Here is a 12423-nt window from a genome sequence, read left to right as displayed (position 1 = left end):
CAGCATGTCCAAGACTCAATTGTTCGACCTTGACGGCAAAATCGCCTTTGTTTCCGGCGCCAGTCGCGGCATTGGTGAGGCCATCGCCAAGCTTCTGGCCCAGCAAGGCGCCCATGTGATTGTCTCGAGCCGCAAGCTCGAAGGTTGCAAGCCGGTGGCTGAGGCGATCATTGCCAATGGCGGCACCGCGACAGCCATGGCCTGCCACATTGGTGAAATGGAGCAAATCACCCGGACCTTTGCGCGTATTCGCGAAGAGTTTGGCCGCCTCGATATTCTGGTCAACAACGCCGCGACCAACCCTCAGTTTGGCAACGTCCTGGATACTGACCTGGGCGCGTTCCAGAAAACAGTGGACGTGAATATTCGTGGCTACTTCTTTATGTCGGTTGAAGCCGGCAAGCTGATGCGCGAACACGGCGGCGGCAGCATCATCAACGTGGCCTCGATCAACGGTGTCTCGCCGGGGCCATTTCAGGGCATTTACTCAATGACAAAAGCTGCAGTCATCAACATGACCAAGGTGTTTGCCAAGGAATGCGCGGGTTTCGGCATCCGCTGCAATGCGCTGCTGCCGGGCCTGACCGATACCAAGTTCGCCTCGGCACTGGTCAAGAACGACGCCATTCTCAAAGGCGCCTTGCAACAGATCCCGCTCAAGCGCGTGGCCAACCCGAGCGAAATGGCCGGTGCAGTGCTGTATTTGGCCAGCGATGCGTCCAGCTACACCACGGGTGTGTCCTTGAATGTGGATGGCGGGTTCTTGTCCTGATCACGTTTACACAGAGGCCGATCGGCGGGATGCCGATCGACCTTAACGCAGCCCTTGATAGGCAAAACATCGTGATTCAGCGTGGGGTCGTACGCCACAGGCTTGATATGCGGGTGTAACCCCGTCTTGCGGTTAGCACCAAAAGCCCTCTGAATTCAGTGAGCGCCGTCATGACTCCGCGCGCTGCACCGACCCAGAATCGGGTTCGCGAGCTTTGCCCGGAAGCGGGCTGGCCAGTGACAAGAGTGGCAATGGCTTCAATCCCAACCCCTGACCAATACCCCCACACTTGATTGAGCATTCGACTTAATCCGCCGTGGCCAGTGGCTTCAAGATCAGGAAGTTGAATAGCGTCTACGTGGGCTTCGTAAACGGCAGTTGCGTGACCAGCCCGAATTAAGCTCGCGGCGCCGGCATCGTAGCCTTCAATAAGCGGCCCGACATTGGGGACTAAAGATCCAGGAATTGAACTGTTGTAAATCGCGTTGGGTATTGTCGCCAACCCATAAGCCGCAGCTGCCATCAGCGTTCTGGGGGCTCGTGCAGCCAGCGGCGTTTGTCCCCATGACACAGTCGTACCCAGCCCCCGTACAATTTGCTGCCCCACCTCCCTGGAAAACGCCCGTACGTGCCCGATAAAACGTTCCCTAGCCACGGGATCCCACTCCTGATCAACATCCACAGCATCACCATGCCCCATCATGGCAAACCCTCTGTCAGCAGCAGCGAATGCTGCAACACCTGCTATCGGGCTCAACCTCGGCCAATTACCCAATAATCCCGTGGCCATGTGCCCTAGAGCCAGCCCATCCAGTACCGCAACGACTTGCCGCAAAACGGTATTCAGGACACGCGTCGGTTGCCGGCCTGCAAACAAAAGGAGATCGACCCCCACCCCAAGCGCGTTGCTAGCATGGGTCGCCAATGAGTCACGAATGGCAGCCGAGCTTGCTGCCTGCAAAGCCGGGCGAATGCGCTCAGAGAACCGCATAGCTGCACCGCGAAGCTGTGAAAAGCGACTGACAGGGGCCCCTAAGGCCACTTTCTTTGAAGCCATCCCTTGACTGTCGACATAACTGACGGGGTTGCCGCTTGCCATTGCGTACAGGTTTAAACCATCAATATCCCCGCCTGGGTCGGCGTTGATCCAGCGCCCCAGCCACGGCGCATAGTAGCGATACCCGTAGTAATACAGCCCGCTGGCATCGCGCTCTTTGCCTGAGTAACGAATGGTTTTATACGACGCGTCAACGGCGTTTTTTGCCGCCCACCAGGCGGTACCGCCATAGGGATAATAGGTCTCTTGGCTCAGTACTCGCGCGCTGCCATCCAGCTCCAGTGTGCTGCTGCCCAAGTTGTCCGAAAGAGCAAAGCGTATTTGTTCATTTTCAATGCCCTCAGGGCGGCCTTGTTCCCACTGCAAGATCCGGATGCTGTGCAGTGCGCCTGAGACGATCACGGTATTCAACCACTCGCCGGTAGCGCTGTTGTGATGGATTTCAAGACCGGGCAGGTAGCGTACTTCGCTGCGGTGGCTCTGATTTTTGGCCACGCTACGGCGGATTTTCAACACCCGCTGTCCGCTGCTGTCATAGCGATAGGTTTCGTCATCGTCCTCACCATCAGGGCGCACGACCTGGATAACACGCTGTAACTGATTGCGTACATTCCAGCTGAGCGTCTGCCCTGGCCGCAGTACCAACTGGTTACCATTTTTATCAAACCCGCTGCCCAACCCCGGTGCCAAACCGGCCGGACCTTGTTCCACGCCGTGGTTGCTGTGAGTCGCGATGTTCATCTGGCGGGTATAACCCGTGGCCTGGGCAGGCAGGTGTCGCAGGGCGCTCAGATTGCCGCTGGCATCGTAGCGATAGTTTTGCCGGTAGTGACGGCTCAGATTTGCCTGGGTCGAGCCAAAAGGCACCGCCTCCAACAGGCCCGACCCGCTGGCAGCGCGGGTACTCTCACGGCCCGTGGCCTCGATCAGTCGGTAGAGGCTGTCATAGCGGTAGGTGTTCTGCGCCTCGGTCCGTGTGTTGTCAAACCACTGCACCGGTTGCGCCGCGTCACTCACGCTCAACACGTTGCCAACACGGTCGTAGGTGTAGGTCAGGTCTTGCAACGGCTCATCGGTCTTGCCTGACCGATAGCTGCGCAAACGCTGCAGGCGCTGATCAAGTGGGTTGTAGTCAAGCTTGCTGACGACGCCATTACCCGCGCGCTCACTCAGCACTTGCCCGGATGCGCTGTATACCCTCTGCTCAACCAGGGTTTGGGCGCTGCCGCGGGCAAGCGTAACGCTCACGTTGGCCAACAAGCCATCCACTGCATAGCCCATACGCTGAAGATTGCCCTTGGCATCAATCTGCTCGTCAAGTTCACCTGAGGCCTGATAACGCCAGGTACTGGCATACCCTGCACTGTCTTGCTGCTCGTCACTGAAGCGGCGTATTTGCTTCGACAGTTGGCCAAGTACATCGTAAGACTCAAAGCGTAAATCACCTGCCGGGTCGACATGGGTGATCAGCCGGCCACAACGGTTGCGCATGGCCTCGCCGGGAGTTGACGACCCATAGATCAACTGCTCGACCACCACGGGGGCGCTTTCGTCACTGGCTTGCTCAGCTACCCCGTTCAGGCGTAACAAATGATCGTATTCGAACGTTTGGCAAGCACCGCGTGAGTCCCAGCGCCGGATGACCTGGCCAGAACTGCCCAGCCAACTGATCCCCTGCCCTTGGTCGACGCTGTCACTCAACAGCAGGTGGCCCGACAGTGAGTAGCTCATGCGTTGGTTGGGCCTGACACTCGTGTCGTTTTCATGCAGGGCTGATAAACGCGGGTCCCATTGTTCCTTGAGTACCCCGAGAGGGTTGAACACGTTTCGGTTGATGCGCGCCTGCACGGCGTCATGAGCGTTTTGACGGTAATAAGCCACTTGGCGAATACTCAACCCGCGTGGGTCGAGTGCTATCAGCGATGGGGTGTGTTGGTGTAAAGACGCAGGCATAAGGTGTTGTCCTGAACGGCACAATAATTAAAAAGTGTAGAGCTCAGATTCCGTGCCTCCTGACTAAACTGGGTGCGTTTTGTATCCATATAAGTACGCTTACAACCTTTAAAGCGTCTTCGACGGTTCACTGCTGATGGCGTCTGACTGTGTACAGAGCTGTAGTGTGCAGGGATTCCCAAAGATGCAATGACAGCGGGTACAATCCCCGGCTTTCTCTCTAAACCAAGGGTTGCCAATGTCAGGGCTGGTGATGGTGATGGTGCTGCGCACATGAAGGTCGTGGTTTTGGCAGGGCCTGAATCCAGTGGCAAAAGCTGGCTCGCGGCGCAGTTGCAGGCTCATTTTGGTGGCGTGTTGGTGGGCGAATATGTGCGCTACTTCATTGAACAGAACCCGCGTGATACTTGCCTGACCGACATTCCGACCATCGCCCGCGGGCAACTCGACTGGGAGGATCAGGCCCGCGCCAGGCAGCCTGAATTGTTGATTCTGGATACTCACTTGTTGAGCAACATACTCTGGAGCCAAACGTTGTTTGGCGACTGCCCCGACTGGCTGGAGCCGCAGTTGCTCAGCCGTCACTACGACCTGCATTTGCTGCTGTCTCCCGACGACGTCGAATGGACCCAAGACGGTCAACGCTGCCAACCACTACTGGCTGAACGCCAAGTTTTTTTCAACGCCAGCCGGCAATGGCTCGAGCAGCACCAACAACCACTACAAATTCTGACCGGTGATTGGAAAACTCGGCAGCAACAGGCCTTCGCTGCTGTCCAGGGTTTACTTGCGTAAACCCGCTGAAACACTCGCTGGGTCTAAACGTCTTATAAAACTTGGGTTTATGGCCTTTAAACAAAACTGTAACAAGACTGAGACATCAATGCCCTGCGAACCGGGGTGTTAATCCTTAATTCGACTCATATCTGAAACACTGCGCTACGTTGCCTCTGAAAGGGGTGTTGTAACTTGCTGTTTTAAAAGCATTGCTGACTAACGGCACAAGTATTGCTCCTTACTGCTTAACGTTTAAATCAACAAGAACACACAACACGTTGATCTGTCGAATAAAGTTCGGAGTCTGCAATGAAATCCGCCGATGCTCTCAAGCCTTTGGTTTATGCCCTCGCCGCATTGATGGCCGCCGCCGCACAACCGCCGCGCCCTACCGAATGTGGTGCTTGCGCAACAACCGATAAAAAGTAGGCCGGGACACACCGAGCACTTTGGCCGCAACGCTCAGGTTATTAGAGTGACGATGCAACACATCGCACAATGCCTGCCGTTCAGCGCGGTGTTTGTAGTCTTCAAGGGTCTCCATGGCTTGCTGAGTCGTGGTGTGAGACTCCAGGCCCAGGTCAGCCGCTTCGATTTGTCGGCCCTCAGCCAGTACCAGGCCACGACGAACCCGGTTGGCCAGTTCGCGGACATTGCCCGGCCAGGCATGATTGCCCATCGCGATCAGGGCGCCCTCACTGAACGAGCGTGGGCGCCGGCCAGTTTCCTGGCTGTAAAAGCGCGCAAAGTGATTGGCCAGCAGGCTCAGGTCGCCATGCAATTCACGCAACGGGATGGTTGATACCTGTAACACGTTGAGGCGGTAGTACAGGTCTTCGCGAAAACGGCCTGATTGAATCGCGGCTTCAAGATCGATATGGGTGGCAGCCAAAACCCGCACATTCACGGCGATCGGTTCACCGCCACCGACCCGTTCAATGTGTTTTTCCTGCAGAAACCGCAAGAGGCTGGCTTGCAACTCCAGCGGCAGGTCGCCGATTTCATCGAGGAACAGCGTGCCACCGTTGGCCGCCTCGATACGCCCGATCTTGCGTTGGTGGGCGCCGGTAAATGCGCCCTTTTCGTGACCAAACAGCTCGGATTGAATCAGATTCTCAGGAATTGACCCGCAATTGATCGCCACAAACGGCTTGTCGTGACGCAGGGACTGATGATGCAACGTTCGCGCAACCAGCTCTTTGCCAGTACCGCTTTCACCCCGGATCAAGATCGGCGATTCGGTGGGGGCGAATTTGCCGAGCAGTTTGCGCAATTCACGCAAGCTGCGGCTATCACCCAGCAGTTCATGCCCCTCGGTCTCGACAAGGTTGACCACATGATCACGCAACCGAGCCATGCCGAAAGCACGACCGAGCGTCACCTCAACCCGTGGCACATCAAAAGGCAAGGTATGGAAATCAAAGAACCACTCGCAGACAAAGTCCCCGACATTTTTGAGTTTCAACACCTCGGGGCTGACGACAGCGATCCATTGAGTGCCACTGCGGTTGATCATTTTTTTGAGCGGGTCGGGCCGCTCCAGGTGCTCAGGCAGCAAACGAAACAAGCCTACGTCACACGGTCGGTCGATCACGGACTCCAGGCTGCAACTGTCTACCGACCAGCCGATACTTTGAAGCCCAGGTAATAACTGGTGACAATCTTCGAAAGGGTCTACTACTAACAGACGCCGAGGTGATGACATTTCAAGCATGGCTAATCCCTCGCGCCATTGGGTAAAAAGAGTTGTAGAAACAAAGTGTTGATATGGGTGAGCGTAACGTTAGCAACTGGATTGGCGGTGACTTGTACCGTTTCTTTATAACGGTAATAGCCAATTAAACTTTGCCAATCCAAAGTGACATCACGCCATTGCAACAACCCTTTAAGCGGATGCAGACAGCCTTTCAGAGTTGATCTAAATCAATGAGGTAAAAAAAAATTAAACAAAGTGACACGCGTGTGTGACCCGAAGCAGGTCTCAGGACATCAGTACAAGTAACCAACCGAACGGTACGCCCAGCCGACGGTTAATCATTTGATGGGCACACATGAGAGAAGACCCTATGAACGCCCCGCTCCGTTTCAACGAAGCACTTTTGATTGCCGGCCACGCCTTTGAACCTTTCCAGTGCGTTGCCTGGGCAGCGCCCGATGGCCAAGGCGAATTGAGCCTCACAGTGATTGACCGCACCAACACCCGTATCGGGCGCAAACAAATCTCGTTGAGCGCGTTGTCTGACGCCACCCAGTTGAAAAACCTGCTGGCCCAAGCCCGTAACGAACTGAGCGATGAAGGCTACGCGCTACAACCTTGGGTAATGCCGGCTTAACAGCCGCCCTACCTGTAGGAGCGAGCTTGCCTCGCGATCTTTTGATCTTTTAAAAGATCGCGAGGCAGTTACCGTTATTCGGTGTCGATATGGCAGTAGTCGATCTGTAAATCCGCGGCCATTTGCTCAGCACGCCCCAGACGAATCGGACCTCGCTCGATATCAATCAACAGGCCCGGACAATCCAGTTTCGGTAATGCCTGCCCTTCTTTTAAACGTCCGTCGGTGATCAGCAAAAAACGCTGCTGCTCTTGGGGCAACTGCTTGCGACGCACGTCTAACCAGCGCGAAACCTCTTGCAACGCTTCCAGCAACGGCGTGCCGCCACCCGCTCCCAGACTCTGCAACCAGTTATCCAGTGCTTTTGAAGCCTTGGCGCCGCTGACGTGCCAGTGCGGCGCGTTACCGCTGGCCGTCATCACGGCAACTCGGGCACGTTGGCGGTAGGCGTCTTCAAACAGTTGCGCCAACAAGCCTTTGGCATCGCTAAGTGCCTGATGCCTACGGGTTGAGGCCGAGGCATCAATCACCACCAGCCACAATTCCTGCGCAGCACTTTGGCGGCTTTTAAATGCCAGGTCGTCGCGACTCTGCGGACGACCTCGCAGCAGTGTTTGCAGCCAATCAATGGCTCCGCTGTCAGCACGGCGACTGGCACCCAGCCGCCCCTGCTCGAGGGTGCCCGACTGAGGTTTGGCATCCACCCCCGCCGTTGTACGAGGGTGAATGCCTAAGGCTTTTTTGGCCAACTCGGCACTTCACGTCGAACGCCCATGGCTTGCGGCTGCGCAGGCAACTCACCCCACTGGCCTTGGCCTGAACGGCTGGAGCTTCCCGCCGACTGATCCTGGGGTTGAGGCTGCTCGGGGGTTGGCGCTTGAGGCGGCTGTTCGCGGCGACGATGACGCAAGGCGAACTCGGCCACGGCATCTATATCTTCGAGGCTGATTGCATTCGCCCCCCGCCATGCGGCATGAGCCCTCGCGGCACGCAGCCAGACCAGGTCAGCCCGCATGCCATCCACGCCGGCCGCGAAACAACGTTCAGTAATGATCGCCAGCGAGTCATCGTCCAGCGCAATGCCCTGCAAACTGTTGCGGGCCTGCTGGCAGCGCTGGCGCAACGTGTCTTGTGCCTGTTCCCAGTGCGCGCAAAAACCCTGCGGGTCGCTGTCAAAGGCCAGCCGGCGACGGATGATTTCACTGCGTTCAGCCGGCTGCGGCTGGCCGTTCATGGCCACGTTCAGGCCAAAACGGTCGAGCAATTGCGGGCGTAGTTCACCTTCTTCGGGGTTCATGGTGCCGATCAGCACAAAGCGCGCCGGGTGACGATGGGAAATGCCGTCACGCTCCACCACATTGATGCCGCTGGCCGCGACGTCCAGCAGCACGTCTACTAAGTGATCGGCCAGCAGATTGACTTCATCGACATACAGCACGCCGCCATCAGCCTTGGCCAACACGCCGGGTGAAAACTGCGCCTTGCCCTGGCCCAGCGCAGCGTCCAGATCAAGGGTGCCCACCAGCCGCTCTTCTGTGGCACCTAGCGGTAAGGTGACAAATGGCCCGCTGGCCAACACATCCGCCAGGCCACGGGCCAAAGTCGATTTGGCCATGCCACGCGGGCCTTCGATCAACACACCGCCGATTTTGGGGTCAATCGCCGTCAGGCACAGCGCCAGTTTCAATGAATCCGCGCCAACCACCGCCGACAGCGGGAAATGCGGGGTGTCCGTCATGGGTTGAGCCCTTTCAAAAGTCAGTCTTCTTCAATGTCCAGCAACAGGTTTTCCAGCGCCTCGCGGTAGTCGCCCGGTTCGCTCCAGAGCCCGCGCTGCTGGGCTTCCAGCAGGCGTTCGGTCATGTCGCGCAAGGCATGCGGGTTGTGTTGCTGGATGAAATCACGCGTGTTCGGGTCGAGCAAATAGGCATCGGCGAGCAACGCGTACTGGTGGTCGTCGATCAATTGGGTGGTCGCGTCAAACGCGAACAGGTTGTCGAGCGTCGCTGCCATCTCGAACGCACCTTTGTAGCCGTGACGCTTTACCCCTTCGATCCACTTCGGGTTGGCGGCACGGGAACGAATCACCCGATTCAACTCTTCCTTGAGGGTGCGTACTTTCGGCAAGTCCGGCTGGCTGTGATCGCCATGGTAACTGGCCGCAGTTGTACCGCTCAGGCTCTCGACGGCCGCCAGCATACCGCCCTGGAACTGGTAATAGTCGTTGGAATCGAGCAAGTCATGCTCACGGTTGTCCTGGTTCTGCACCACCGCCTGCACCTGGCTCAAGCGCTGGGCGAACTGCCCGCGGGCGGCCGTGCCTTCATCGGCGCCACCGTAGGCGTAGCCGCCCCAATTGAGGTAAACCTCTGCCAGATCTTCGCGGCTTTGCCACAGGCGCCCGTCAATCGCGTTTTGCACACCAGCGCCATAGGCACCCGATTTGGCGCCGAAAATACGCCAGCCCGCCTGCCGCGCTGCAAGTTCCGGGGCCAGGCCGTCCCGCTCAAGCTGTTCGCGTTCGCTGCGCACTTTGGCGGCCAGCGGGTTAAGGTCATCCGGTTCATCCAGCGCAGCCACCGCCTGAACCGCCGCGTCAAACAGACGGATCAGGTTGGCAAAAGCGTCCCTGAAGAACCCCGAGACCCGCAGGGTCACGTCTACCCGAGGTCGGTCGAGCAAGCTGGCCGGCAAAATCTCGAAGTCATCGACGCGCTGGCTGCCCGTGGCCCAGACCGGGCGCACGCCCATCAGCGCCATGGCCTGGGCGATGTCATCGCCGCCTGTGCGCATGGTAGCCGTGCCCCACACCGACAACCCCAGTTGGCGCAAGTGATCGCCATGGTCTTGCAGGTGGCGTTCAAGAATCAGGTTGGCGGACTGAAAGCCAATCCGCCACGCAGTGGTCGTCGGTAGATTACGCACATCGACCGAAAAGAAGTTGCGCCCGGTGGGCAGTACATCCAGACGCCCGCGACTCGGGGCGCCACTGGGCCCGGCAGGCACGAAACGCCCGCTCAGGGCATCCAGCAAACCTTGCATCTCCGCCGGGCCACACGCGTCCAGGCGCGGCGCGACCACGTCCAGCAAAGCATCAAAAATCGAGCGCACTTCAGCCCATTGCGCGTTGCCCGGCAACTGCAAGCCGCCGTCTAATGCTTGCTCGATTAACTGTGCAGCGTACAACTCAAGACGCTCACGGGTGTCGCCTGCGGTGCGCCACAGCGCCTCGCTGACGGCTTGCAACTGCGGCGGCTGACGCTGGGTCCAGGGTTCGGCCAGCGCACAGTCCAGCGGGTCGAAACCCAGTTCAAAGGCTTTGGCCAATGCCCGCAACAGGCTTGATTGGGCGCCACGGCCATCGCCACGGGGGATGCGCAGCAACGCCAGCAAGGTGTCGATACGCAGTCGCCCGGCCGGGGATTCGCCGAAAATATGCAGCCCGTCGCGGATTTGCGACTCTTTGAGGTCGCACAAATAGGTGTCCAGACGCGGCAACCAAATAGCCGCATCGGCGTCGCTGTCGAGGTTGTCGTCCAGTTGCAGCTCGCGATCAATGTGGGTGTCGCGCACCAGCTTGAGAATATCGCCCTGCAATTCACGGGCGCGGCGCGGGTCGAGCAACTGTGCCTCGTAATACTCATCGGCCAGCAGTTCCAGATCACGTAGCGGGCCGTAGGTTTCGGCGCGGGTCAGCGGCGGCATCAGGTGGTCGATGATCACCGCCTGGGTGCGCCGCTTGGCCTGTGCGCCCTCGCCCGGGTCGTTGACAATAAACGGGTAAACATTGGGCAGCGGGCCGAGTATCGCATCCGGCCAGCAGTGTTCAGACAGGCCGACGCCTTTGCCCGGCAACCATTCCAGGTTGCCGTGTTTGCCCACGTGCACCACGGCATGGGCGCCATAGGTGTGGCGCAACCAGAAGTAAAAGGCCAGATACCCGTGCGGGGGCACCAGATCAGGATCGTGATACACCGCGCTGGCGTCCACTTGATAACCCCGGGCAGGCTGAATGCCGACAAAGGTCAAACCAAAACGCAGCCCGGCAATCATCATGCGGCCACTGCGAAACATCGGATCGTTGTGCGGTGTGCCCCAGCGCTCGTTCACGGCCAGGCGATTGGCTTCGGGCAACTGATTGAACATTGCCCAGTATTCATCCAGGCCCAGACTCTGATGGCAGGGCCGCAGGTCCACGCTGTCCAGGTCGTTGCTGACCCCGCCCAATAGCGCTTGAATCAACGCTGTGCCCGACGCTGGCAAGTCGTCTTGCAGCGGATAACCCTGAGCCTGTAACGCGCGCAATATATTCAGCGCCGCCGCCGGGGTATCAAGCCCCACGCCATTACCAATGCGCCCGTCTCGGGTCGGGTAATTGGCGAGAATCAGGGCAATGCGTTTTTGCGCGTTGGGAATACGGGCCAGTTCAACCCAGCGCCGTGCCAGCTCGGCAACAAAGTCCATACGCTCGGGCTGTGCGCGGTAGCACACCACGTCTGACTGGCTGCGCTCACTGCGCCAAGCCAGGTCTTTGAAGCTGATGGGGCGGCTGATAATTCGGCCATCCAGCTCGGGCAAGGCAATGTGCATCGCCAAATCCCGCGGGCCCAGGCCTTGTTCGCTGTCGCGCCAGCCGGGTTCATTGTCTTGAGCGCAAATCGCCTGAATCACCGGGATATTGCGCCGGAACGGCCGCAGATGCGGCGCTTCCGGGCTGGATTGAGCAAAACCGGTGGTATTCAAAATGACCCCGGCGTCGACCTCATCAAGCAGATCTTGTACCACCGCCAGACAGCCCGGCTCTTTAAGGCTGGCCACCGCCATCGGCAAAGGGTTAAGCCCGGCCGCCTGTAAGCGCTGGCAAAACACATCGACAAATGCGGTATTGGCCGCCTGCAAGTGCGAGCGATAGAACAGCAATGCCGCTACCGGCTGCCCGGCCTGCCAATCCGCTTGCCAGTGGGCAAGTTCGGCGCTGCCGTGCTGCGGGTGGTAGATGGCCGTACGCGGCAAGGTTTGTGGCTCGCCCCACGGATAATCGCGCTCCAGCCACAGGCTGGCCAGGCAACGATAGAGTTGCAGCGCGTTTGCGCGCCCACCCTGGCGTAAAAAGTGCCACAGGCGCTCGGCGTGTTCGGCGGGTACGGTGCTCAACGCGCTGAGCTCCGGGTCGGGCCGGTCATCGCCCGGCACCAGAATCAACGTCACGCCGCGTTCGGCCAACTGCATCAACCGCTCGATGCCATAGCGCCAGTAACCAATCCCGCCGTGCAATGACAGCAGAATCACTTTGGCGTGTTGCAGCACCTGATCGACATACAGATCGACCGAGCCGTGGTTTTGCACCTGCATCGGGTTAGCCAGACGCAGGCTTGGATAATCTTCAGGCAACTGCTGCGCGGCGTCCGCGAGCAGTGCCAGGCTTGAATCACCGCTGCACAGGATCACCAGCTCGGCGGGTGTTTGGCCTAGGTCGGCAATGTTGTCGTCCGATACAAAGCCACCGGGCTGGGTCCTGAGCAAATGCATGG

8 protein-coding genes are annotated in these 12423 nt (G+C 58.6%); 3 read left to right on the top strand and 5 right to left on the bottom strand.

Annotated features, from left to right (window positions below; genetic code table 11):
* The first annotated feature begins 4 nt into the window (after nt 1-4).
* A complete protein-coding gene (locus GHO41_RS01535; protein ID WP_153432747.1) occupies nt 5-772 on the top strand; it encodes an SDR family oxidoreductase in 768 nt (255 codons plus the stop codon).
* A gap of 76 nt (nt 773-848) precedes the next feature.
* Here GHO41_RS01535 and GHO41_RS01530 read toward each other — a convergent pair whose 3' ends face one another.
* Nucleotides 849-3782, bottom strand: coding sequence for an RHS repeat domain-containing protein (locus GHO41_RS01530; RefSeq protein WP_153432745.1), 2934 nt, complete (start codon nt 3780-3782; stop codon nt 849-851).
* Nucleotides 3783-4055: 273 nt separating this feature from the next.
* Here GHO41_RS01530 and GHO41_RS01525 point away from each other — a divergent pair, with 273 nt between their 5' ends.
* Nucleotides 4056-4577 carry an AAA family ATPase gene (locus GHO41_RS01525; protein WP_153432744.1) on the top strand — a complete coding sequence of 174 codons (522 nt, stop codon included), beginning with the start codon at nt 4056-4058 and terminating at the stop codon, nt 4575-4577.
* A gap of 370 nt (nt 4578-4947) precedes the next feature.
* Here the strand turns inward: GHO41_RS01525 and GHO41_RS01520 are convergent, their stop codons facing one another.
* On the bottom strand, nt 4948-6273 hold the full coding sequence (locus GHO41_RS01520) for a sigma-54 dependent transcriptional regulator (protein ID WP_153328919.1): 1326 nt from the start codon (nt 6271-6273) through the stop codon (nt 4948-4950).
* Nucleotides 6274-6625: 352 nt separating this feature from the next.
* On the opposite strand from GHO41_RS01520, the gene GHO41_RS01515 reads away from it, so the two are divergent.
* Nucleotides 6626-6892, top strand: coding sequence for a hypothetical protein (locus tag GHO41_RS01515; RefSeq protein ID WP_048371701.1), 267 nt, complete (start codon nt 6626-6628; stop codon nt 6890-6892).
* Between the two features lie 74 nt (nt 6893-6966).
* Here GHO41_RS01515 and GHO41_RS01510 read toward each other — a convergent pair whose 3' ends face one another.
* The 3 genes from GHO41_RS01510 to cobN all read right to left on the bottom strand — a co-directional run bounded on the left by GHO41_RS01510 (nt 6967) and on the right by cobN (nt 12421).
* Nucleotides 6967-7554 (bottom strand): VWA domain-containing protein, encoded by a 588-nt coding sequence (locus GHO41_RS01510; protein WP_256678655.1) that lies wholly within the window; start codon nt 7552-7554, stop codon nt 6967-6969.
* 68 nt (nt 7555-7622) lie between these two features.
* On the bottom strand, nt 7623-8630 hold the full coding sequence (locus GHO41_RS01505; protein WP_153371930.1) for an ATP-binding protein: 1008 nt from the start codon (nt 8628-8630) through the stop codon (nt 7623-7625).
* Nucleotides 8631-8650: 20 nt separating this feature from the next.
* The gene (cobN, locus tag GHO41_RS01500; protein WP_153432742.1) at nt 8651-12421 is read right to left on the bottom strand and encodes a cobaltochelatase subunit CobN; all 3771 of its coding nucleotides are present in this window, start codon (nt 12419-12421) and stop codon (nt 8651-8653) included.
* Nucleotides 12422-12423 lie beyond the last annotated feature (2 nt).

The organism is Pseudomonas sp. FSL R10-0399 (assembly GCF_009600165.1).
Classification (GTDB): Bacteria; Pseudomonadota; Gammaproteobacteria; order Pseudomonadales; family Pseudomonadaceae; genus Aquipseudomonas; species Aquipseudomonas helleri.
Note: the sequence above shows the minus strand (reverse complement) of the source record. Positions and strands in the feature narration are given on the sequence as shown.